Origin of the sequence: Serratia myotis, from assembly GCF_027474885.1 — a bacterium.
Classification (GTDB): domain Bacteria; phylum Pseudomonadota; class Gammaproteobacteria; order Enterobacterales; family Enterobacteriaceae; genus Serratia; species Serratia proteamaculans.
This window is the reverse complement of the sequence record NZ_CP099707.1, coordinates 4702618-4725431: the sequence shown is the minus strand read 5'-3', so window position 1 is coordinate 4725431 and position 22814 is coordinate 4702618. Positions and strand designations below refer to the sequence as shown.

19 protein-coding genes are annotated in these 22814 nt (G+C 53.8%); 6 read left to right on the top strand and 13 right to left on the bottom strand.

Translation table 11 applies throughout. The annotated features are described in order from the left end of the window. Positions 1 to 23: 23 nt before the first annotated feature. The 9 genes from NHG65_RS22235 to NHG65_RS22195 all read right to left on the bottom strand — a co-directional run bounded on the left by NHG65_RS22235 (position 24) and on the right by NHG65_RS22195 (position 11123). Positions 24 to 2153, bottom strand: coding sequence for a TonB-dependent receptor family protein (locus tag NHG65_RS22235; RefSeq protein WP_219016958.1), 2130 nt, complete (start codon positions 2151 to 2153; stop codon positions 24 to 26). A 160-nt stretch (positions 2154 to 2313) separates the two neighbouring features. Further along, positions 2314 to 3393 (bottom strand): ABC transporter substrate-binding protein, encoded by a 1080-nt coding sequence (locus tag NHG65_RS22230; protein WP_413477338.1) that lies wholly within the window; start codon positions 3391 to 3393, stop codon positions 2314 to 2316. Positions 3394 to 3536: 143 nt separating this feature from the next. Then, positions 3537 to 5684 carry a phosphocholine-specific phospholipase C gene (locus NHG65_RS22225; protein ID WP_219016956.1) on the bottom strand — a complete coding sequence of 716 codons (2148 nt, stop codon included), beginning with the start codon at positions 5682 to 5684 and terminating at the stop codon, positions 3537 to 3539. A gap of 124 nt (positions 5685 to 5808) precedes the next feature. Next, positions 5809 to 6651, bottom strand: a complete 843-nt coding sequence (queF, locus tag NHG65_RS22220) for an NADPH-dependent 7-cyano-7-deazaguanine reductase QueF (RefSeq protein ID WP_499182691.1) — start codon at positions 6649 to 6651, stop codon at positions 5809 to 5811. Continuing rightward, positions 6629 to 7525 (bottom strand): queuosine precursor transporter, encoded by an 897-nt coding sequence (locus NHG65_RS22215; RefSeq protein WP_085119196.1) that lies wholly within the window; start codon positions 7523 to 7525, stop codon positions 6629 to 6631. The genes queF and NHG65_RS22215 overlap by 23 nt, the downstream gene beginning before the upstream one ends. Further along, on the bottom strand, positions 7526 to 8140 hold the full coding sequence (locus NHG65_RS22210; protein WP_099063336.1) for a helix-turn-helix domain-containing protein: 615 nt from the start codon (positions 8138 to 8140) through the stop codon (positions 7526 to 7528). It lies immediately after the preceding gene. A 545-nt stretch (positions 8141 to 8685) separates the two neighbouring features. Beyond that, positions 8686 to 9981 carry a cytosine permease gene (locus NHG65_RS22205; RefSeq protein ID WP_099063337.1) on the bottom strand — a complete coding sequence of 432 codons (1296 nt, stop codon included), beginning with the start codon at positions 9979 to 9981 and terminating at the stop codon, positions 8686 to 8688. A gap of 19 nt (positions 9982 to 10000) precedes the next feature. Further along, the gene (locus NHG65_RS22200) at positions 10001 to 10687 is read right to left on the bottom strand and encodes a helix-turn-helix transcriptional regulator (protein ID WP_207977494.1); all 687 of its coding nucleotides are present in this window, start codon (positions 10685 to 10687) and stop codon (positions 10001 to 10003) included. Positions 10688 to 10712: 25 nt separating this feature from the next. Then, positions 10713 to 11123: a GNAT family N-acetyltransferase gene (locus tag NHG65_RS22195; RefSeq protein ID WP_499182690.1), complete on the bottom strand. Its 411-nt coding sequence runs from the start codon at positions 11121 to 11123 to the stop codon at positions 10713 to 10715. 958 nt (positions 11124 to 12081) lie between these two features. Here NHG65_RS22195 and NHG65_RS22190 point away from each other — a divergent pair. The 6 genes from NHG65_RS22190 to NHG65_RS22165 are packed head-to-tail and all read left to right on the top strand — an operon-like array spanning position 12082 to position 19398. Further along, positions 12082 to 14616 carry a DUF2169 family type VI secretion system accessory protein gene (locus NHG65_RS22190; RefSeq protein WP_499182689.1) on the top strand — a complete coding sequence of 845 codons (2535 nt, stop codon included), beginning with the start codon at positions 12082 to 12084 and terminating at the stop codon, positions 14614 to 14616. After that, positions 14613 to 15683 carry a pentapeptide repeat-containing protein gene (locus NHG65_RS22185; RefSeq protein WP_499182688.1) on the top strand — a complete coding sequence of 357 codons (1071 nt, stop codon included), beginning with the start codon at positions 14613 to 14615 and terminating at the stop codon, positions 15681 to 15683. The genes NHG65_RS22190 and NHG65_RS22185 overlap by 4 nt, the downstream gene beginning before the upstream one ends. A 9-nt stretch (positions 15684 to 15692) precedes the next feature. Then, positions 15693 to 16298, top strand: a complete 606-nt coding sequence (locus NHG65_RS22180; RefSeq protein ID WP_207977501.1) for a DUF3540 domain-containing protein — start codon at positions 15693 to 15695, stop codon at positions 16296 to 16298. Positions 16299 to 16308: 10 nt separating this feature from the next. Then, on the top strand, positions 16309 to 16701 hold the full coding sequence (locus NHG65_RS22175; protein ID WP_499182687.1) for a DUF4150 domain-containing protein: 393 nt from the start codon (positions 16309 to 16311) through the stop codon (positions 16699 to 16701). A 46-nt stretch (positions 16702 to 16747) separates the two neighbouring features. Next, positions 16748 to 19057 carry a type VI secretion system Vgr family protein gene (locus NHG65_RS22170; protein ID WP_499182686.1) on the top strand — a complete coding sequence of 770 codons (2310 nt, stop codon included), beginning with the start codon at positions 16748 to 16750 and terminating at the stop codon, positions 19055 to 19057. A gap of 11 nt (positions 19058 to 19068) precedes the next feature. After that, entirely contained in the window at positions 19069 to 19398 is a 330-nt protein-coding gene (locus NHG65_RS22165) for a hypothetical protein (protein ID WP_099063344.1), read from the top strand. A 59-nt stretch (positions 19399 to 19457) separates the two neighbouring features. Here the strand turns inward: NHG65_RS22165 and NHG65_RS22160 are convergent, their stop codons facing one another. The 4 genes from NHG65_RS22160 to NHG65_RS22145 form a co-directional block, all read right to left on the bottom strand. Then, positions 19458 to 20366, bottom strand: coding sequence for an alpha/beta hydrolase (locus tag NHG65_RS22160; RefSeq protein WP_499182685.1), 909 nt, complete (start codon positions 20364 to 20366; stop codon positions 19458 to 19460). Between the two features lie 152 nt (positions 20367 to 20518). Then, complete coding sequence (locus NHG65_RS22155) at positions 20519 to 21010, bottom strand: fimbrial protein (RefSeq protein ID WP_499182684.1); 492 nt, start codon at positions 21008 to 21010, stop codon at positions 20519 to 20521. A 16-nt stretch (positions 21011 to 21026) separates the two neighbouring features. After that, a complete protein-coding gene (locus tag NHG65_RS22150; protein ID WP_232519075.1) occupies positions 21027 to 21890 on the bottom strand; it encodes a fimbrial protein in 864 nt (287 codons plus the stop codon). 233 nt (positions 21891 to 22123) lie between these two features. Beyond that, on the bottom strand, positions 22124 to 22417 hold the full coding sequence (locus tag NHG65_RS22145) for a hypothetical protein (RefSeq protein ID WP_099063348.1): 294 nt from the start codon (positions 22415 to 22417) through the stop codon (positions 22124 to 22126). Between the last annotated feature and the right edge of the window lie 397 nt (positions 22418 to 22814).

Below are 22814 nucleotides of genomic sequence, written 5' to 3'. Positions count from 1 at the left end.
CGCCCCCTGAGAGGGCGCTAACCTCAGAATGCCACGGAACCCTGCACAAAGAAGGTGCGCGGTTCACCGACATACTTGCCGAAGTTGTTGTCGTTGGAACGGGTGAAGTAGCGCTGATCGAACAGGTTTTTCACCCCGGCACCCAGCGTCAGGTTCGACAGCTGCGGCCCGAAGTTATATTCCCCACGCATATTCCACACCATATAACCGGCGATGTCGCCAAACTGGCCATCGGCGCTTTCCTGCGTCACATAATCCGGCCCGGTACCCGGCGAATGCTGTTTGGACTGGGCATAGCTGTCCAGATTCCACACCCAGTTGCCGGTGGCGTAACGGGTGCCGACGGTATACACCTGACGTGAATAGAACGGCAGGTCTTTGCCGGCGAAGTCGCCCTTGTCGGTGCTGGCCTTGGTGTAGGTGTAGCTGGTGTAAACGCTCACGCCGTCCAGTGCGCGGTTCAGCTCGCTAAGATCGTAACTGAGCGCCAGTTCGATACCCTTGTGCTTGGTGGCCCCCATATTGGTCCAGCCAATATCATTGCTGATGTATTGCAACTGGTTGTCGAAGTCGATGTAGAACAGCGTGGCTTCGGCTTTGACGATGGTGTCGTCATAGCGGGTACCGAACTCGTAGGTATGGGCTTTTTCCGCCGTCAGGCCCGGTGCCGGCTGGTTGCCATTACCGCCTTTGGTCAACTGGAAGTACTGCATGCTGCCAAACGAGGTATTGGCGTTGGCGAACAGCTTCCAGGCGTCCGACATGTGGTACATCACATTCAGCGACGGCAGCGGTTCGCTGTAACTCTTCTCGCGGCTGATGTTGTTGAACGCGTCGTCCACATGGGTGCGGATACTCTCGTAGCGCAGGCCTGGTGTGACCGTCCAGTTGCCGACGTTAATGGTGTCATCGATGTACAGCGCGTGGGCGGCGGTGCCCCCGGAGGTGTGCTGGTAGTAATCCGGCGTTTCCGGCGTGGAGCTGATGTCCGCCGGGTTATACCAGGCAGAGCGCGAGGCCTTCTCATCCATGGTTTCGTTCAGGTAGCGGTAGCCGAGGGTGATCTCGTGCGCCATGTCCCAGAAACGGAAGACCTGCGAATAGCTGGGTTCAATTGCCCAGGTGGAGTAGTGGCGTGGGTAGGACACCATGCGTTTCATGCCCGCATTCTTGCCGGTGCCTTCCGATTCGATGCTGCTGCCGCGATAACTGTCGGTGAAGTAGGTCAGCACTTCGAACTGTTTGTCGTCTTCCTGATGCTTATATTTGAACGACATGTCCTTGCGACGGCCTTCGAACTGGTCCCACGGGCGGGTCGACTGGAACGGGTTCTGCGCGTATTGCGCGCTGCTCAGCCCGCCCGGCATACCGGCTTTGGCGTCGTAATAGTGAAAATTGGCCAGCAGCTCATCGCGATCGGTAAACGCATAGCGCGTTTTCAGCATGAAGTCATCGATGTCGGTGTTGTCGTTATTGTCGCGATAGCCCTGGCCGTGCAGGCCGGAGTACAGCAATTCGGCACCGAGGCCGTTGTCGGCGGTGCCGCCGAGTGAAGTGCTGGTCAGGGTTTTCAACCCGCCGTGGCTGGCACCCTGGGTTTGCACACTGGCTGAGCCACCGAAGGTTTTCGGAATGTCTTTGGTGACGAAGTTAATCACGCCGCCGACGTTTTGCGGCCCGTAGCGTACCGCGCCGCCGCCACGCACCACGTCAACCGACTGCAGACTGCCAATGGAAAGTGGTGCCATCGACAGCTGTGGCTGGCCGTAAGGGGCTACCGCCAAAGGCACACCGTCCATCAGGATGGTAGATCGTGGGGAAAGACGAGAAGTCAGGCCGCGCACGCCGACGTTGAGCGAAATATCGCTGCCGCCGGTACCGTTGCTGTCACGTACCTGAACGCCCGGCACACCGCGCAGGGTATCGGCGATGGTCTGGTCGCCTTGTTCATGCATCTGTTGTTCGGTGACGATAGAGCGTGCGCCAGGGTGATTGAGCAACACCGAACTGGTGTCCGGGTTATCCAACCAGTTGCCGACCACGGTAATGTTGTCAGCGGGGGCGTCATTATGAGATTTGTTATCAGCAGCAAGGACGGGCAGTGCCATGGCAACGGAAGCCGCCAGCAGCGAAAGACGAAAAAGGATTGACATAATAATGCCTTAAAAGTTTCAAACCCAGATGTGTTTTTTAGAAATGACAATCTTAATGATAATTATTGGCAAGTAAATAACTTTATTGCGGAATAATTCAGTGGGTAACTAAAGGGTGAGCGAGGATGTCAGGACCCGGCTGGCGGGCCCTGACACGGGGTTATTTTGCGGTGACCCAGAACACGCCGCTGTAATCCAGCGCGGTGAATTTCTGATGTACCATTTCAATATCTGCTTGCGGATCAATGTCTTTAAATAAGTCCGGGTGCAGGAATTTGGCGATTGCCTCGACCGCAATAAAATTCAGCGGTGAGTCATAGAATTGGTGATAAATCGCCATTACGCGTTTTTCTTTTACCGCCTTCAGCACGTTCAGGCCGGTGCGGTTCATCAGCACCGCCAGCTTCTGCTGGGTGGTGGCGGCATCGGTGGCGTAACCCAGTGGCACCGCTTGTGTGCCTTTATGGCCGCGGCTCCAGTCTGCACCGGTCATCAGATAGAAATCCGGGTTGCTGGCAATCATCTGTTCCACGTTCACCTCGCCGCCCATTTCCGCGAACAGCTTGCTGCCGATGTTATTGCCGCCGGCGGTTTCAATAAACTGGCCAAAGCTGCCCTTGCCAAAGGTATTGCAACATTGCTCGCCTTTCATGCCGGCGCTGCGTTCGATAAATACGCTCGGGCGCTGTTCCGGTTTCAACGTCGCTACCCGCTGGCGTACCAGATCCAGACGCTGTTGGTAGAGCTGGATAAAGGCGTCGGCGTTTTGCTGCTCATCAAACACTTTGCCCAGCAACTGCATGCTGGCAACGGTATTGGTCAGCGGCTGCTGGCGAAAATCGATAATCAGTACCGGGATGCCGATTTTTTCCAGTTGGGCCAGTACGCCGCTGTCTTTCAGCTTACTCAGCAGGCCGATGTCGAAAATGATCAGGTCCGGCTTGCGCACCACCGCACTTTCCACGCTGAAATCGCTGACGTAAGGGTTGTCGAAGGTGGGGATCTGCATCACCTGTGGGAATTTCTTCGCGTAGGCCTCCACCAGGTCCGGTGCCTTAACCTTCAGTGAATTATCCCAGGCGATGATATTTTTCAACGGCTCCTGCGGATGCAAAATATTCAGTGCCAGCAGCGCACGGGCATCGGCCAGGATCACGCGTTTGGCCGGTTGCGGCAGGGTGACCTGGCGTCCGGCGACATCGGTAACGACGATTGGGGCGGCCTGAACGGTGCAGGCCATCAACAGGGCACAGGCGGCCAGCCAACGGCTGGCTTTGGCAATAAAAACGGCAGGCATGGAGATCCTTGAGCATCGGGCATGGAATAAAGAGGCTAATGATAATCCATATCCTTTCGCTTTTTGAACACCCCAGTGCGGATATCTTAAGCTTTGCCCATCAGCGGATCGCTGACGCTGTGGTCGCCGTTCTCCAGACGGCCCGCCAGCCGACGTTGCCAGCCTTGCGGATCCTGCAGTGAAAGATCGTACCAACCCCCGCTGACTTTGGCGTCAAAGGCCTGCTGGTGGCGGCCACCCGCCGGCAGTTCAATCTGCCAGGGGCCGTTTTGCGTATAGGGGCAGCGGGCGATGGTCACCGTTGTCGCCTGACTGCCGGGGTTAGTCAGGGTTAGCGACAGGCGGTCACCCTGCGGGGCTAGCCGCACTTCTGGCTGTGGCAACTGAACGCTGCCACGCAGTTCACGATGAAAACCGTTGGGGCCCAGTAACCACAGGTGGTACTTGTCTTCCGTCGGCCAGTTATCACTGACGGCCTTACCGGCCTCGACGGTATAGCGCCGTGGGACCTGATCCAGATTCAGTCGGTCATAAACATGAAATACCGCGCCCTGTTCGCCAGTATTAAACAGGTTGAGCGCCAGCCTCTTTTGTTCGGGGGAAGCGGTGGCCTCAACGTGAAGTTGGTAAGGCAATGCACGCGACGGGCGTGCCAGCCGGGACTGGTGCGGCAACTGCTGCCGATCCACCGCTGGCAAGGGCACCTGCGGCAACTGTTCCTGCCGCTGGCGCAGACCGTCGGCGGCGTGGCGGCTGGTGACCGGCAGGCTGGGCAGGGTTTCGTTATTGGGATCGATAAAGTTGAATGCCGAAGTGAGATCGCCACACACCGCCCGTCGCCAGGCGCTGATATTCGGTTCATGCACCTGGAAACGTTGCTCCAAAAATTGCAGTACCGAAGTGTGGTCGAAGATCTGTGAATTGACCCAGCCGCCACGGCTCCAGGGGGACAGCACCAGCATCGGTACCCGTGGGCCGGGGCCATAGATACGGCCGTCCGGCGGCGGTTGCTCCTGGGAACCGGGTGGGGCGACGTGCTGGAAGATTTCACTGTCGAACGGCACCGTCGATTTACCGGCGAAGCTGCCGTCTTCACGTAATGACGGCGCAGAAGGAGAAGGCATATGGTCGAAGAAGCCGTCGTTCTCGTCGTAATTAACCAGCAGTACGGTTTTGCTCCACACCTCGGGGTTATCCGTCAGCGCGTTGAGGATCTCCTGGGTAAACCAGCCGCCCTGCACCGGGCTGGAAGGGCCGGGATGTTCCGAGTAGGCTGCCGGGGCGATGATCCAGCTCACCTGCGGCAGTTTGCCCTGCTGTACGTCGTGGCGGAAACCGGCCAGCATCGCGTCCAAATCGTTGCCGTCGGCGGCCGGTAGCGTGTTGCCATTGCCCTTATACAGCGGCGCATCGGCATTGAGCTCATCGCGGTAAGGCACAAAGGCGGTGAAATCTTTCGGTGGCTCCGCCGGGTTGCCGACCTTAACGCTGGCGGCGCGGTACTGGCGGAAACCCGCCAGCGGGTTATCGGTGAAGTTATCCGGCAAAAATTGATAGACCTTCCAGCTGACGCCGCTGGCTTCCAGCCGTTCCGGATAGGTCTGCCACTGGTAGCCGATCTCAACCGGGCCGGGGCTGTCCCACTCGTTGACCACGACCGCGACCCCGGCTGCCGTCGGGCCGTTGGTGCCAGTCCAGTGGAACAGGCGGTTGGTATTGGTACCGGCGTGGATCGAGCAATGATAGGCGTCGCACAGGGTGAAGGTTTCGGCCAGCGCAAACTGGAACGGCAGTTCGTGCCGACGGTAATACCCCATCGAGGTGGGCGTTTTGTAGGTCGGCCAGGCGCTCATGCGGCCGCTGTCCCAGGCGGATTGCTCATCGACCCACGAATGCGGCGTGCCGCTAACCCGCTGGGCGTTGCCGCGCTTGCTGTCCAGATGGTAGGGCAACACCAGCCGCTGTTCACCTTGCTGCTGCCAGACGTGACGGTCGCCGGGCAAGGGAATGGTGAAGCGATCGCTAAAGCCACGCACGCCGGGCAGGGTGCCGAAGTAGTGGTCGAAGGAGCGGTTTTCCTGCATCAGGATCACCACGTGTTCGACATCGTTAATCGTGCCGGTGCGGTTATTGGCGGGGATTGCCAGCGCTTTGCGGATCGAGGCGGGTAACAGTGTAAAGGCCGATCCGATGGCGGCAGCCCGCAGTATTTCTCTGCGCGAAAAGTCAGGCATGCGTCGTTAATCTCCCTGAGGGTTGTTTTGAAGATAGTGGTTAACGACGGTAATGGCGAAAAATAACAAGGAGATGAACAGGGGAAAATAATGCCCCCGGGCGGGGGCATGACAAGATGAACGGTTACTGCCGGATCAAACGACCCAGGGTCGGCGCCGTTTCGAAATCGCTGCGGAACGGGTTGATGTCCAGACCGCCGCGGCGCGTATAGCGGGCGAACACGCTGAGTTTCTCCGGATGGCAGCTTTGTTTGATATCGTTAAAAATACGCTCGACACACTGCTCGTGGAACTCGTTATGCTGGCGGAAAGAGATCAGGTAGCGCAGCAGGCGCTCGCGATCGATTTTCCGGCCCTGATAGTGGATCACTACGCTGCCCCAGTCCGGCTGGTTGGTGACCAGACAGTTGGATTTCAGCAGGTTGGAGGACAGCGTCTCCGTTACCGTTTCCGCCTGTTCGCTGGCGGCACCGTGCAGATATTCCGGTTTGAAGTCAAAGTCATCCACGGCGATATCCAGATCGTCAATATTGATGCCCGGCAGGCTGTCGATCTGCGATGAATAACCGTCTAACCCCGGATACAGCTTCACCCCGACCTGACCGTTGGCGGCCTGCGACAGATCTTTTTGCATCGCGGCGCTGACCTGTTCCACGCTGTCGAAGCGCGTCTGGTTAAAGCTGTTGAGATACAGCTTGAATGACTTGGACTCGATCAGGTTGGTGGAGGAATGGGGCAGGGTGAACTCACCGATACCGACCACCGGTTTGCCTTTGGCGTTGAGCCAGGACAGCTCGAAGGCGGTCCATAGGTCATAGCCGTGGAATGGCAGCTGCTGTTCATCTACGCCGATCAGATCACGGCCGCGAGCGCGCGGCAGGGCTTCGAGCAACTCGGGAGCATACTGGTCCGGGTAATCGGAGTTGGCGCCAAGATGGGTGATTTTATCTTGTTTTTTGATATGCATATTCATTGCTCCTTGCAAGATCGGTATTGATATAACGGTTAAACAGGCTGCGGGCGGCGTAGATCGGCCCAACGCCGACCAGGGCGTAGACCACCTTGATCAGGAACTGCGACAGGATCATGGTTTTGATGATGTCCCAGCTCAATACGTTGTAGAACGCCAGGGTACAGAACACCACGCTGTCGATGGCCGAGGCCACCACGGTGCTGGTGATCACCCGCACAAACAGATAGCGAGAGTTGGTCAGTTCCTTGATTTTGCACAGCAGGTAGGAGTTGACGTTCTCGGAGATTAAATAGGCCGCGGATGAAGCCACCAACACCGCCATGATGCTGTGAACGATGCCGTCATAAGTCTTGCTGAACTCCCACTGCGGAATGCTCGGTACCAGCGTGGTCGCCCAAACGCCCAGCACGAAAATCAGGTTGGCTATAAACGAGATGATAATGGTGCGCCTGGCCAGCCGCAGTCCATAGAATTCGTTCAGAATATCCACCAGGATAAAGGTGAGGGGGTAAATAAATATTGCCGGGGGCGTGATCAGGTTCAGTGCGGGGATTTGAATCGGTTTGACGCCGCACAAGGTTGAGAAGATATAAATCACGCTGAGCGCCACGGTGATGATCAGGTAGGCGTACCAGGATCGTTCATGACGATCGCTGAGCTCATAGGCGGTTTGCTGCTGATTGTTGCCGTAGATTTTTCGATACAGCGCCTGCAGTTCATGCCGACTCAGATCTTCCGATATATCGCTGTCGGCCAGTTCATTCAGCCCCATGGTAATGGTTTTGCCGGTGGCTAATACCATGACATTGGCAGCCAGAGTGCCATGCCGGGTAAAGCCCAATAGCTTGAACTTTTGATTCGGTTCCATTTATAGCCTTTCTCCAAAGATATAACCCAGGAATTGCACGGTATCCTGATGATTTTTCTCCATGCTACTTTCTTCTTTGTCGTTAACCACAAAGAAGCCGTATTTTCCCGAGTGATACAATAAAGGCGAATCGCAAACTAATACCGGCGGGCGTTTTATAATAATCACCTCGCCTGGAATAAATGAACCTTTTATTTCGGTCTCTATTCTCATTGCTACCATATTTGACTCATCGCCGAAGAAATAAGTCAAAGGGAATTCGGTGACCAGTTGGCCGATCTTCTTGCCAGTAGCCGCTAAAAAACAGGACTGCGGAATAACAGGGATCGCGGAAGGGTTTTTATTGCCTTCGGTGGACAGCGTCTCATTGAGCAGTTCCAGCTTTTCCAAATCATAGTCTTCGATCTCTTCGCAGGAAACCCCAAAGAAATCTGAAATCCGATTAACGGTGGCCTGCTGCACGTTGTTGACCCGTCCGTCGAGGATCTTGTAGATAGTGGTTCGTGTCAGGCCAGTACGACTAGAGAAGGATGCCTTGGTTTCGCCACGGGTGCGCATCAGATATTCAATATTCTTAATGATGTTACTTTTGCGCTGGGCGTTAGTGGTCTTCATAAGCATTCCTTACAATATTCTGGCGGCTTCACTATATCGCACGCATCGGTATTGTCCAGAACTGACACCACAAGAGGGGCGGTAAGCGGCTGATTACTCTTTGAAAATGGATGTTCACTACCCGGCATCACGGCCAATGATAATTTTATTATGATGGGTGAAATGTAAATCAAAGGTAATTAAATATAAATCAACTGTTTAGGTTACAGGTTCGAATAAGTAGACATAAAAGTGAGTTTTGTGTCTACTTTTGTGTTGACCACAGTGGTTTTTGTGAGCTACTGTTCACGCACACTGAAGTGTTTCTTGACGGTCAAAACGGTTAATAAACGATTGTCTGACAACTTCTATAATAAAAAGCTCAGGGAGGGAGGCGTTTCCATTCTCTGGGTATTAAAGGATGTTTTAGCTACCGACACCAGGGAATTCCAAATACGTCTTCAGCTTTAAAACCACCGCTTTCCGTTCGTCAGATCCCAGTTTATTGTTTTGCCACTCCCCAGTTGCTGGAGAGTGGCGATGACATTTTGCCGCTAGCGATCGGCTCAGCCTTGTACTGGGGCCGGTTTCTGAGCGCGATTTAGCGCCAACTTGAATAGCCAATACAACAGGCTGGCGGCCAGCAATGAGTTGATGGTCGGCACGCCCCACTCGGTCACTAACCCGACGATGCTACCGGCAATGCTGGCGATGATAGCCGCCCAGCCAATGGTCGGCGTCTGATCGGGTAGTTTGCCTTCCCGGCGGCTCTCATCCAGAATTTTACGGTGGGTGCGCAGCAAGTAATAATCCACCAGCATCACACCGATAATTGGTGGGAACACCACGCCCAGCACCGTCAGGAAATCGACAAACCGGTCGAGGATCCCCAGCACCGAAAGCGTGGTGCCCAAAACGCCAATCACCAGCGTGGTAGCGGTGTATTTCAGCCTTTTACCGGTCATGCCTTCAACCGCATTGACGATGCCCAGTGACGATGAGTACAGGTTGAGGTCATTCACCCTTAAGGTGGAGAACACCACCACCAGCAGACCCGCACCGCCGGCGACTTGCGACATAATGGTGACGACATCCGCCGTGCCAAGCGTTTTGGCGATCAGCAGCGCCAGACCGTTAACCACGAACTCCCCGGCGACAATAGTGAGAAGGGTTACGCCAAGCACGTGCTTGCCGTTTTTGGAATAACGCGTCAGATCGGGGGTCATCAGGCTGGCGACAATGGCACCGCCGACCACAATGGTGATACCGGCGCTGATCGACAGTGGATCGCCAGGCGGCATCATTTGGATAATCTCCGGCAGATTATGGCCGGTGAGGGTGATGTAAGAGATATAGGCAACCAGCATAATAAACATCGGCACCGCGATTCGGGCGGCGATGCGCAATGCTTTAAAGCCAAAGGCCACCAGAATGGTCAGCAGGGTACCGGACAGGCCGGCCGCCAGGCCAAAGCCCAACTTGTTCCCCAGGGCGAAATCCAGCGACTTGGCGAAGATGGCGTTTTGTATGCCAAACCAACCCAGCAGGCTGACGGCCACCACCACGCCAATCAGTACCGAACCCAGGCGGCCAAAGCCACACCAGCGGGCCAGCAGGCTGCCGGAGATCCCTTCGCGCATCCCTGCCAGTCCGAGGCCATAGGTCACTACGCCAAAGATCAGGCTGCCGACGAAAATGGCGGTGAAGGCATCGAACAGCGTCATCGAGTGACCCAATACGGCACCCAGCATAAACTGATCCAGAGCGGTCAGCATGCCCATATGCACAATGGCGACGCTTAAAAACGAGACTCTTTTATCCTGAGGTACCCGGGTTAGCGGATAGTCTTCAATTTTGATCACGGTGAGGTATTCCTTGCTATTAAATAAACTGAATGCCTTTTGCTATCAGGCGATCGGGAATGTAATTGTCCAGATGCGCATATTTGCAAAATTCTTCAAACTGCTGCTGTGTATGGACATCAGATTTCTGATAGATGTTATATATTCTATTTTCTATGGTTTTATTGCTGATATTGTATATTTTGGCGATCTCTTTTACCGACAGCCGTTGCAGCATTAAAAATATCACATCAAGTTCGGCTCGGGTGAAAATAGCGCTGTTGGTTTCTGTGGTCAGGACGCTGGGTTTTTTATGATTGATATAGTTAAGTGGAGATAAGGTATTTAGTGGCTTGGCGTTCCACATCACCCCAAACACTTCTTTTTTATCGTTATAAATCGGCAGCTTTTCACTGATAAACGGCGTCAGGCTGTCTTTGCCGTACCAATAATGTGTTTCTATTACGGCAACCCGATCGCGCGAGACTTCCGTCATTTTGTCGTGCTCTACAAAATCGGCCGCGCATTCGGCCCAGTCGGCGGGGAACTCGTCGTCCAGCTTACCGGCTATATCAAAATTCAACGGTGTGTTGGTATAGAGGTAAGCGGCTCGGTTCATGTAAATATGTCGGGATGCCAGATCCTTTATGCCCCATGGCTCACTTAAGTGCTCCATCATGGCAATCAGACCTTTCAAATAAAATTCATTATTGTCGGGCGAATCCATTCTGACCTCACCGATTAAAACTGGGTTAAATCTCTTTTGCCAGGTAGTGACGGGTGTGTTTCTTGGCATAGCCGCCTAAATTACCGTACACCTGATAGCCCAATTTTTCGTAAAAGCCGCGTGCCTGGAAGTCGAAGGTATCCACATAGGCCATATGGCAACCCCGCTTCAGGGCCTCTTCTTCGGCCTGGAGCATCAGTTGACGGCCATAGCCGCTTTTACGATGTTGGTCGCTGACCCAAAGATACTGCACCTCAAGCCCACCCCACCAGGTTCTGGCCACCAGGCCGGCAACAATTTTACCTTCATCGTCGGTCACGGTCAGGAACAGAGGGTGGATATCAACGTGTTCGGTTTTTTCGTTGTGACCCCAAAGGCTGTCAATAACGAACCCTTCGTCTTGCGGATTTGGCTGGTCGGTAATATTTATTTTCATGGATGTAATATAATTCCCTGTGATAATAATTAGTTCGCACAATCAAATTGATGCATGCCAACGGGTTTAACTATCACTTTTCGTAATGTATTACAAGGGTGGTTTTCACCCGTTCCCGTCAGGGGGCCAAGCGTTTATATTAACTGTGACGAGGCTGGAAAATAGCGTAATACGCGGTAATAAATAGCGGTCAGCCTTGCTCAGTCAATATCTTCCTATTGTGCCTCACCAGGGCCTCATCCAGGAAATACTTTAGTCCTTCAGGCTCCACCGGTAGAGCAAGCTAACTTGCCAAAGGGGAGCCGCCACGTTCAGCCTTCTGATGGATCCGTGCACAAACCTGCCCATGGGCATCGTCGGCCGTCGGCCGAAAAAGTGCTGGGTTTTACCGGCAGCTTGTCAGAGAGGGAACAGAGAAGGTTGATGCCGTTGTGCGGGGAGAACACTGACGGCTCAATGCAGTTGGTCGTATTTAAATTAACCAGTATGGCTTTATCGATTAGGGCCTAAAGGATGTATGATCCCATTCTTTGATTTTCAGCCACGCCTTCCAGTTTAAAACTCATCCCAATAGCCATGTCGCACTATACTATTATTTGTAATATAACGGATTGACGCTTATTAGTAATAGAAGCTACTTTTGATTAATGCAAAAAAATAGCAGGGAAACATCACTAATTAAGAATAATCTTAATTTCAAATGTTATTGTGTCATCACTAGCGCCCTTGGCCGAAAGCCAGGATGCGCCAGCCCTGCTGGCGCTTGGCCTGAGGAGGGAGAGGTTCACCAACCCTGAATGACTTACTGTAATAAATATCTTTTATTATCTGGTCCAGGGGAATAATCATTCCTGGCTCCATCTTGCACTCATTCGGTTAATGAGATAGAAAACTAGGCAGATGTATTATCCCCCTTTTTTAATCGCGTTCATTAACTGGCTGCCTAAAGGCGCATTATATGAAGATTATTAAGCCTCTGCGTCTGAGCGTATTAAATCGACCTTTCCGCTTACAGGGTAAAAATTATCTTGGCGTTTCCGTGATGGCATTGCTGGATATGGGCGCAACGCCCCAGTTGCGCCCGGAAGTCGAGCTATGGCAACTGGCGGCGGCTGAATTGCAAACCAGCGGCGGCGTCATCGATGTGGCGATACCGAAAGTCCGGGCCGAATTTCTGGCGACGGGTAATGCTTATACTCATCACCAGAAGGAAAAGAACAGCTGCGCAGTACGTATCAACGTGGGAAACCTCAGTAAGACCCTGCTGGCTTTTGGCGATCGCATCTGGTCTGGTTCACATCCTACCCCGCCGCGCAATTTTGAATCGATGCGCCTCGACTGGAGCCGTGCTTTTGGTGGCACAGGATACGAAGAGAACCCTCATGGTATCGGTGCAGCGGAGGAGCAGCATAAGGAGGGGGGTTACCGTCGCCTGCCGAATATCGAATCGCAGCATCTGCGCATGACTTCACCGCGTCAGCAGCCCGAACCGGCAAGTTTTGGGCCGCTGGATATGACCTGGCCACGTCGTTTTAAGCGCATGGGCAAAGCCTATGATGCCAACTGGTTGAAGAATGACTTTCCTGGTCTTGCCCGCGATGCCGACTGGCGTGTATTTAACGCGGCCAGCCCGGATCAGTGGTGGCCGGAACAGGATGAGTTACCGCCCGAAGCCGAGTGGCATATCTGGAATATGCATCCGGAGAAACCATTACAGTCGGGCAGGCTACCGCCGTGGCGGGCGCGCTGCTTTATCAATCGTCAGCGTGGTGATGAAACGTTGTTTGAAGAAATTGCGCTGCGTGCCACCACGGTCTGGTTCTTCCCGCATCTGGAACAGATGATGTTGATCTGGCAGGGAAGTTGCCGCATCAACGAGGATGATGCGGCGGACGTGCTGCAGCTTATGCCGGCGCTGGAAAAAAACGCTGCCACTCGTTCGGTCAATCACTATCGCAAGGTGCTGGCCCAGCGTCTGGATAAAGGCAAGGGTGCCCTGTTTTCCTTCCGGGAAAAAGATTTGTTGCCGGAAGAGATTATCGGTCCCTGGATTGACAGCGAAATGCAGCAAACAGCTAGCCCGATGCAAAACAATATGCAAAACCGGGTAAGTCAAATGCGGGAGCAGCACCGCGCCAGGCTGGAAGCCGAGGGGACGGATGTTGACGAGTTACTGGCGAATACTGCGCCGCCAGAGATGCCCCGGCTTGATGAACTGCCGGAGTTTGTCGAGCGGTTGGAGCGTCAGGCTGAAGAGATGAAAGCGCAGGCTGAGGCTCGCCAGGCCGAGGTAGAAGCCCGGCAGGGGGCCAAACAAGACCATCGCCCACGTGGTCCGGAATCGATGCACCGTATGCAGGAGATGCTGCACCAGCACGCGGACAGCATGACGGAGAAGAAACTGGCGCAGAGCCGCGAATCGCTGCACCAGATGTATCTGATGGCAGTTCAGCATCAACCGCCGGCGAAACGCATGACGGGGGATATCGCCAGGATTATTCGTCAGCGCGCCTCGAACACTATGGCGTGCGGAGGGGATTTCAGCGAGTTGGATTTCACCGGCGCGGACCTTTCCGGCATGGATTTACGCGGTGCTAATTTCCGTAAGGCGTTGCTGGAAAGCGTCGATCTCAGCGGTTGTCAGTTGGACGGCGCTGATTTCACTGAGGCGATGCTGGCGCGGGCTGATTTGAGCAACAGCTCGCTGCGTGAATGCAATCTGACCCAGGCCAGCCTGGCGCTGGCACAGTGCCGGCAGACCGATTTCAGCGGTGCCAATCTGACGGAAACCCAGCTGGAAGATGCCCTGTTTGAAGGGTGCGATTTCAGCCATGCCACATTAAAAACGCTGTTGCTACGACAGGTGGGGATCAGCCGCTGCCGTTTCCACCGTGCCGCGCTGGAGGAGTGCATCGTGATGAACTTAATGCTGCCGCAGCTCGATTTCAGCCACGCCAGGCTGCATAAAACCGTGTTCCAACAGTGTGAGTTGCAGGCCGTTATCTTCAACGGCGCGTGGCTTGAAAGCTGTAACTGGGTGGAGAGCAAACTGCCGCAAGCCCAGTTTAAAGCGGCTACGCTGTTGACCTGCGCCGCCGTAATGGCAAGCGATTTAAGCGGCGCGGACTTTAGCGAGGCGACGCTGAAGGAGAGCAACCTGCGCCAGGCTTTACTGACGCAGGCCAACTTTAGGTTGGCCAAGCTGGAGAACAGCGATCTCAGCGAGGCGGATTGCCAGAGGGCGGATTTCACCCGCGCCAACCTGATGGGAAGCCTGTTGATCCGCACCGATTTCCGTCAGGTCAATTTCACCGGTGCTAACCTTATGGGGGCACTGTTGCAGAAAGCCCAACTGGGCGGCGCGGACTTTACCGGCGCCAACCTGTTCCGCGCCGATTTGTCACAATCTTTTATCAATATGGAGACACGGCTGGACAATGCCTATACCAGCCGGGTGAAAACGCTGCCGAAGCGTGATGAGGAACTGTTATGACGACGCTGAGCGCGGCAGAGCTACAGCAGAAAATTAAAAATGGCGAGATGATTAACGCGTGCAACCTGGATGGCCTGGATCTGCAAGGGTGCGACCTGTCCGGCGGTATCTTTCAGGATGTCTCACTGAATGGGGCGAACCTCCAGACGGCTAATTTACATGAGACGGTGTTCAATGAGTGTCCGTTGAATGGGGCAAGGCTGAGCGGTGCAAACATGCAGCAGAGCGTGTTTAACGACTGTGAGATGACGGCCATCAGCGCCAGCGACACGCAAATGACGCAGTGCATCTTTAATCATTGTGATCTTGGCAACAGCGATTTTTCCCACAGCAGATTTGACGCTACCCAATTTATGCGCAGCCCGCTTTCCGGCAGCAGCTTCAACCAGTCCACGCTGGAACGTACCACCTTCTTCGAAAGCTCGTTGGATGAAGCGCAACTGGAGCAGTGCCAGTGCCTGCTGACGACCTTTTTCAATCTCGACTTGCGCACTACCCGTCTGGGCAACAGCCAATTCGACCGGGCGGTGTTTTTCAACTGCGATCAACGCGGAAAAAACTATGCCCGGCAGCGCTTTAGTGGCTGTCAGTTTACTGATAATCAGCTCGATGCGGCGGATTTCAGCGGGGCGCAGCTGACGCAATGCAATTTCAAAGGCGCTTCGCTAAAAAATGCCCAACTCACGAAGGTGAACGCCAGCCAGGCGCTGTTTATGAGTGCGGATCTCACCGGCGCCGCTTGCCAGGGCAGTTTGTTTGATCAGGCGCTGTTCATCGGTGCCACGTTACACCAGGCCGATTTTAGTCACAGCCGCCTGTTCCAGAGCATTTTGCAGCAGGTGAAGGCTGAAGGCAGCCGCTTTGCCATGAGCGACCTGACTTACAGCGATTTCACCGGTGCCGATCTGAGCGGGGCCGATTTCCGCAGTGCCACATTTTCCCGTACCCGGTTTCACCGGGCGCGGCAGGAGGGGGCCCATTTTTCCGATCGTCGGGGCATCCTTGAATATGATGAAGAGTTACTGGCCGCTGAGGCCTGGAGCCTCCAGCATCAGAGCCGTCGTTAAGGAGAGAAGATGAACAATATCAATCACAGGCTGGCACAGGCAGTGGTACCGCCGTTACAGAGCGCGGGGATTGTTACCCACTGTTTTTCCAACGGTAGCCTGAGCGTGGAGAGTGAAGGGCGCGGTTGGCACTGTCAGCGTGCCGCCAGCTGCGTTATTGCCCCGCAGACCGGGGATCTGGTGCTCATCACCAGCGTGGATAATCAGGTGTGGCTACTGGCGGTGCTGGAACGTGCCAACCCGGAAATGGCCGAACTGAGCGTACCGGGCGATTTGCATATCCGCAGCCGCGGCGAAATCAGCCTCAGCAGTGAGGCGCTGCGCGTCAGCGCCAGGCAAGGCGACTGCCATATCAGCGAAATGCAGTACAGCGGCGACAAATTTTCCGCCTGGGTAAGTCTTTCGCGCATGGTGGGCAAGCATGCGGAGTCAGTCTGGCAAACCGTGACTCAGGTGAGCCATAACCTGCTGCGTACTACGCGTCAGACAGAGCAAGTGCGTGCCGGGCAACTGGACATGCAGGCCGAAGATTATGCGCGTCTGCATGCGCAAAATACCGTTATTACCTCGAAGGCAATCACCAAAGTGGATGCCGAACAGATCCATATGGGCTGAGGAGGCCGCGATGTTTGCCAACTGTCAACTGATGGGCACCGATTTGGCCTTTCCCGATGTCTGCTTGACGCCGATGCCGACGCCAACCCCGATACCTTATCCGGATATCGCTCTTGGGCCAACGGCGGTCCCCAATGCGCTGAATATTCTGTTTATGGGCATGCCTGCCCATAACATGGCAACGGTGACGCCGCTGACCAACGGGGATAACCCCGGCGTCGCTACCGGCGTGGCGTCAGGCACCGTGATGGGGCCGTCGCGTCATCTCACCGGCTCCTTTACCGTGCTGCTGAAAGGCACGCCGGCGACTCGCCTGACCAGCGTCAGCCTGCAGAATTCAACCAATGCCGTGGGGATACGCGCGGTACCCAGTCAATTCAAAGTCCTGATGCTGGCTCCATGAGTGGCAGAGCGGCATAACGCTGTCTTAGTTATAGGGGTAAGAAGCTATGTTTGACCGTATCACGGCAACAACGCCTGCGGGCGAGGGAACGCTGAAGTTCTGGAAACTTAACGGTGAGGAAGTCGTTTCTCGTTCATTTGAATTGAACGTGACGTTACTCAGCACCCATGCCCGCCTCGACCGCAGGGCCATGCTGGGTCAGCCGATTACCCTGACTATCCCTACTCAGGGGCTGCTCGCCGCACCACGCTATCTCAACGGTAAAATCACCCGGGTCAACGTGCATAGCGCGGATGTAAATGGTGAACGTTATGTGGTTTACACGCTGACCATGGAGTCGGACCTGTGGCCGCTGAAACGGGATCGCAACCAGCGAATATTCCAGAACCAGCGCGTGCCGGATATCATCAAAACGGTACTTGATGAGTACGGCGTGCAGATGGAGAACCAGCTCACCGGTAATTACCGCAATTGGGAATATTGCGTGCAGTACCAGGAGAGCAGCTACGACTTTATTTCGCGCCTGATGGAGCTTGAGGGGATCTATTTCTTTTTCCGCCATGAGGCGGATAAACATACGATGGTACTGTACGACGCCCCTCAGCAGCATCAGCCGTTTAGCGGCTATGAAGCCATTCCTTACCACGCCACGCCTTCCGGTGGCAGCACCGGCGAAGAGGGGATCGGCCAGTGGGCGATATCCGAGCGGGTGACGCCGGGGATCTACAGCATCGACGACTACGACTTCCGCAAGCCCAACGCATGGCTGTTCCAGGCACGACAGAACCCAACCTCACCTTCACCGGGCCAGATTGACTACTACGACTGGCCGGGGCACTTCGTGGAACACAGCCACGGCGAAACCTACGCCCGCGTGCGTCAGGAGGAGTGGCAGGCGGAGCATCAGCGCATCGACGCAACGGCTACCGCGCTGGGTATTGTGCCGGGTTGTACCTTTGCCCTGCTCAATCCGCCATTTGCCAGCGACGGCGGAGAGTATCTGGTACTGAGCGCGCGTTACGATCTTGAAGAGAACAGCTACGCCAGCGGGGGGGAAGAGGCGGTACATCGCACTGATTTTGTGGTGATCCCGGTTAGCACGCCATTCCGCTCCGCACAGCGTACCCCGTGGCCGCGTACCCATGGCCCGCAAACAGCACGGGTAGTGGGGCCACAAGGGGAATCAATCTGGACCGATAAATACGGCCGGGTGAAGGTGAAGTTCCACTGGGATCGTCTGGCGAAAGGGGATGAAAGCAGTTCCTGCTGGGTACGAGTTTCCAGCGCCTGGGCGGGACAGGGCTTCGGCGGTGTGCAAATCCCACGAGTGGGGGATGAGGTGGTGATTGATTTTATCAATGGCGATCCGGACCGCCCGATGGTCACCGGCCGAGTGTATAACGAAGCCTGTATGCCACCGTGGACGCTGCCCGCCGGCGCTACCATGATGGGCTTTATGACGCGCTCTAAAGACGGCCACAGTGATAATTCCAGCCATCTGTTCTTTGAAGATAAAGCGGGCTCGGAGATGGTGCAGCTGCATGCCGAAAAAGATATGAATATTTCGGTAGAGAACGATAAAACGGTGGCCGTAGACGGTAACCGCACCACGACCATCCAAAAAGACCAGAAGGATGAGGTGTTCGGCAACGCTATCTTCCAATTCCACGGCACACGTACCACGACGGTCGACAAACCGGAAACCAAAACCTTTAAAGACGGCGAAAAGGTCACGATCACCAATGGCCGGACGTCGGATATTACCAGCGGCGGGGAAACGCTAACCATTAAAGGAAAGCGGAGCGTCGACACCGATGGCATAGAAGATCAACATGTTACCGGTAAGGTGACCCGCACCTATGACGACGGCATGGACTCCTTCCTGAAGGGGGATCGCTATGACAAAGTCACGGGGAAACGCCATAATATCGTCACCCAGGACGTCACGGACGAGATCTTGGGGGGACGGGTACAGACCATCACCAAGGATGCCAAGACGGACATCCTGGGAAGCTGGACGCAGACGGTACAAGGGGGGGTATCCATCACCTCACCGAAAATGATCACCATCGACAGTGCGGAAAAGGTGAGCATCAAGACGCCACATGCTTTTGAATACAAAGATCATAAAGAGTCTGCCTCCATGTTTTCTTTTGATTTCACGGCGCTGAAAGTGGTTACCGAAGGGTCTTCTTTCAGCGTTACCGGGGCCACTAAGGTTGGGATGACCAATATGAAATTTGATAAGACGCTTTTTGATCTTGCGACCAGCGAGGGGCGAGCATCCTTTGCTGGTGCGTTGGCGCAGTATGGCCAAATGATGGCCTCGGTTTACGGTATGACAATGTTTATGTGAGGGACGCGTCAATGAAGTTTGCGATTATTATTTCCGTAATTATCATTGTGGGCAGCATTGCCTATATTGCCTATCTTTTTAACCGCGACCATAAAATTCGGGAGCAGGGGCGAGATATTCAGGCTCTGGTGGAGGAAGTCCATTACATCAGTTCAAATGAGAACGGGACCACCAACATAAAATACCGCCTTTCATGGCATGAAGGTGATGTGACCAAACAGGTTGAAGGCAAGGAGACTATTCCTGCCTTCTATTCATCGAAGGTCCAGCAAGGCTGTGAGGTTGAGATCAAGTATCTGGACGATGACCATATTATGTTTGTTTTCGACAAAAGCAGATAACAGGGCTCTGCCGTAAACAGCAACCCGGGTTTAGGGTCAGATTAACGGCATCCAGTTATTCAGTTGTCTGTTGCGATCTCATTCAATGCCGGCTCGATGGCGGCACTGAACATACCCCCGTGATCCAGACCCGGCCATTCACGAAAATCCACGGCAAGCCCGTTTAGCGTCGCCAGCCGTTCGGCCAGGCGCTGAGCCGCGTCGGTGGGTAGCGGTTGCTGCTTGATATTGGGCGGTGCACTGCGCATTTTCTCGGCACCGCCGGTCCACAGCCACAGATGGGCGGAGATGGCCGGATGCTGATCAATAACCCGTTGAGCTTCCTGCAGGATAAAGCCATTGCCCCACCACAGGGAAGGTTCGACGGCGACATAATTTTGGAATGCGGCGGGTTGGGTTAACAGGGTGTGCAGAACGAACAGGCCACCATAAGAGTGCCCCCACAGTGTTTGCTGTTGCGGATCGACAGTAACCCTGGCCGCCACTGCCGGTTTAACCTGGCCTTCGATCAGTTTCAGGAAGGCATCAGCCCCGCCATTGGCCCGCATCTCGCCGGTCTGCCGGGGAGCCGGCGTGTAATCGTAGCTGCGACCGTTGGCATCAATACGTAAATCGTTGTCGTAACTGAGCAGCACCAATACCGCCGGCTGTTTTTGCGCCGCAAGCTGAGCCAGTAATTTGGCATTCAACTCCATCAGCACCGCATTGCCATCCAGAAAGTAGACCACCGGATAGCCGGTTGGCGGCGGGGCAATGCGCGGTTGCGCTATACGGATGCGGTAATGGCGTTGGCCATCGGCTGAATTAAACCGCAAATCGCTGAACTGGTAATCAGGTGATTGGCTATCGGCGACGGTTACGCCAATTTTACGCTCCAGATCGGGCCTGGCCTGTGCCAGCATAGGCGAGCCCACGCCAAGAACCAGCGTAAGAACAAGGGTAAGACAGCGACGATAAGAAGATGGCATGCAGAGCCTATTCACCTGAAAAACGTCGATATTAACATCTCATCGGCAATTAGGTGGCATGACTATCGGGATCGGAAGGCGAGTTTTTGTTCCTGGGGGCAGGGGGCACTCGTTGAATGCCACCCTGTAAATATTCCCCCGTGGTTAAAAGCTTAAAAGTAGTCGACCAACATCGTGGCACCACTGGTAAAGTCGCCGTCCTTCAAGGCAAGCGCGGAGCTTTTAACCGGTACGGCGTCCAGGGTTGGGGGATTGGTGTAATCAATGCTCAACGGCGTATTGATATTGAATGCCTTACCATCCGCCAGCAGTTTTATGCCCAATCCGTTAATGTTGCTGTTTAACACATTGGCATCAAAAGCCGCCCCACTGCCCATAATTTTCATCTTGAGTTGTCTGGTGTTGTCCAGAAACTCGCAGTTGATGCTGTAGTCCACTCGTTGCATATAGCGAGTGCCGTCAATTCTGTTCACCCCGACCTTACCGAAGTCGACATCGATAGTCCGCCCCTCGTTGATCACACAAGGGGGAGGGGCTACCACGGTCGCCGTGATGTTTACCCTGGTACCCTGATCTGCGGCCGATGCCGCGAAGCTGATAATCGACAGGGCTAAAATAAGGCGATAAAGGTGCCTTTTTTTCATGGTGATCATATCTGCCTCAAGGTGCGCTGAAAATAAGCGTGGCTGAACCTGATAATGGCCCGGTGGCAATACTGTTATAAGGGACATTGTTTTTCACCGGAACAAAGGTGATGGTGTCGCTTCCCATGCCATTAACGATGCGCGTTCTAAAGCTGTTGTTGGGTTTCACCACCGCATTTTTATAAACCATGGCAACACCGACGTTTGGGTTGCTGGTTTTAATAAAATCGCTAGAAAATCCGGTGGCGTCGCTGACCATACGAATCAGAATATCTTGGGTGGCGCTTTGGTCATCACATTGATAAGTCAGAGCCTTGTCCTGTTTTATTTGTGCGTCGCTGACGTTTTGCGTCAGGTAATCCTGCCTGATTTGATCAAAAGCGACGTTAATTTGTTGCCCATTGTTGATGGTGCAACTGGTCGTCACAAAATAGGCGTCGTTGTCGGCAATCAACCGCCAGCGATAAGGGCCGCATTGTGGACAGCCTGATTGGTCGTTCGTCTGACGAAAGTTGATTTGACCGATGACGTCACCTTTATTGACCTTGATATCTGGCGTAGGGAAACGGTTCAATACGATAAACACCCTGATAGCGACACTGCTGGTCTGCAGGCCAGTCAAATTCAATACGCTGATATTAGAAGACACCGGGGAGTTATAATCCGCCCCATTAATAGTCATACCGCTGCCAATGGCCCCAAAAATGCCGGTATTCATTGTCAGTGCCGGAGCATCGGTTTTTAAGTAATCCCACCAGCTGGCAACGTCGTTTTTACAGGTTACCTGACTCACGTTAACAATTTCATTTTTCCCGTAAGACAGCTGCGGGCCGATTCGCACCCTGACATCAACCGGTGTGTTGGAGCCTCCCGGAGGGATTATTCCGCCATCTGAGGTTCTGCAGGTAAATGCGTTGGCATTGCCGACCAGTAAAAAGAAGGAGGCGGCCAAACAGCAACGTAATAATAAAACGGATGTCTTTCTCACTATAATATTCCAATAATCGATGGCTAACGATTTTGCTAAACGCTTGATGTTCTATAGATGAAAATAGCCCGCCCGCTACGGAATGTTTTATTTTTCATTTTTATAAACATAAGGTTAGCGGCGATTTAAACCGTGACACCATGGCCGGAGAAAATGGCCGCCGGGTACCATCTAAGGGAGTTTTTTATCGAGCCAGAGGAGACCACAACTTCACCTTTAGCGACCATTTCCAGCAGTAGGTTTCTGGCCCGATAAACCCCGACATCGATGATGTCTGCCAGTTGCCTGGTTGACAGCCATTCGTGCTGAGGCGGTACCCCTTTGAAAGGGCTGGGTTGAGGGGACTGCGTTAATAATGCTTGTAGCAGCGCTTGCTGCAGCTGCCGGACTTCCTTTTGTTTCGGGGATAACGCTTCCATAGCACTTCCTCTGTATTTCTATTGCTGTTTACTTTGAAAAAACAAACTTTCTCTATTCGTAGACCTGCTTTAATTCCTATAGAAAGCAAACGCCTATCTGTTTTTTTAGGCTGAAAAATAGATTGCTTGCTATCCATTTTTCGCCGGGCGGTATAACGGGGTGATGTCATACTTAAACCCAATAATTTGGTTTATTATATTCATAAAAAGCCAGTTTGCGATCTCATTGGTTGGCAGATTATAAAAAACAGGATTTTATTCCAAGAAAGAATATTTTACGATCTATGAGGCTAAAAATAACAATAAATTAACCTGATACAGGGAATAAATGGCGAATATTAAAGGTGCTCAAGAAAATCCTTTGTTTAATGGGAGGCTTTTGCAAGAATATTAATCG

Bases quoted from the DNA above. Each gene is read 5' to 3' on its own strand.
- NHG65_RS22230 (WP_413477338.1), bottom strand. From the start codon at position 3,393: ATGGCCTGCACCGTTCAGGCCGCCCCAATCGTCGTTACCGATGTCGCC.
- NHG65_RS22190 (WP_499182689.1), top strand. From the start codon at position 12,082: ATGAAGATTATTAAGCCTCTGCGTCTGAGCGTATTAAATCGACCTTTC.
- NHG65_RS22180 (WP_207977501.1), top strand. From the start codon at position 15,693: ATGAACAATATCAATCACAGGCTGGCACAGGCAGTGGTACCGCCGTTA.
- NHG65_RS22235 (WP_219016958.1), bottom strand. From the start codon at position 2,153: ATGTCAATCCTTTTTCGTCTTTCGCTGCTGGCGGCTTCCGTTGCCATG.
- NHG65_RS22210 (WP_099063336.1), bottom strand. From the start codon at position 8,140: ATGAAGACCACTAACGCCCAGCGCAAAAGTAACATCATTAAGAATATT.
- NHG65_RS22145 (WP_099063348.1), bottom strand. From the start codon at position 22,417: ATGGAAGCGTTATCCCCGAAACAAAAGGAAGTCCGGCAGCTGCAGCAA.
- NHG65_RS22225 (WP_219016956.1), bottom strand. From the start codon at position 5,684: ATGCCTGACTTTTCGCGCAGAGAAATACTGCGGGCTGCCGCCATCGGA.
- NHG65_RS22165 (WP_099063344.1), top strand. From the start codon at position 19,069: ATGAAGTTTGCGATTATTATTTCCGTAATTATCATTGTGGGCAGCATT.
- NHG65_RS22160 (WP_499182685.1), bottom strand. From the start codon at position 20,366: ATGCCATCTTCTTATCGTCGCTGTCTTACCCTTGTTCTTACGCTGGTT.
- queF (WP_499182691.1), bottom strand. From the start codon at position 6,651: ATGCATATCAAAAAACAAGATAAAATCACCCATCTTGGCGCCAACTCC.
- NHG65_RS22195 (WP_499182690.1), bottom strand. From the start codon at position 11,123: ATGAAAATAAATATTACCGACCAGCCAAATCCGCAAGACGAAGGGTTC.
- NHG65_RS22175 (WP_499182687.1), top strand. From the start codon at position 16,309: ATGTTTGCCAACTGTCAACTGATGGGCACCGATTTGGCCTTTCCCGAT.
- NHG65_RS22200 (WP_207977494.1), bottom strand. From the start codon at position 10,687: ATGGATTCGCCCGACAATAATGAATTTTATTTGAAAGGTCTGATTGCC.
- NHG65_RS22155 (WP_499182684.1), bottom strand. From the start codon at position 21,010: ATGAAAAAAAGGCACCTTTATCGCCTTATTTTAGCCCTGTCGATTATC.
- NHG65_RS22185 (WP_499182688.1), top strand. From the start codon at position 14,613: ATGACGACGCTGAGCGCGGCAGAGCTACAGCAGAAAATTAAAAATGGC.
- NHG65_RS22215 (WP_085119196.1), bottom strand. From the start codon at position 7,525: ATGGAACCGAATCAAAAGTTCAAGCTATTGGGCTTTACCCGGCATGGC.
- NHG65_RS22170 (WP_499182686.1), top strand. From the start codon at position 16,748: ATGTTTGACCGTATCACGGCAACAACGCCTGCGGGCGAGGGAACGCTG.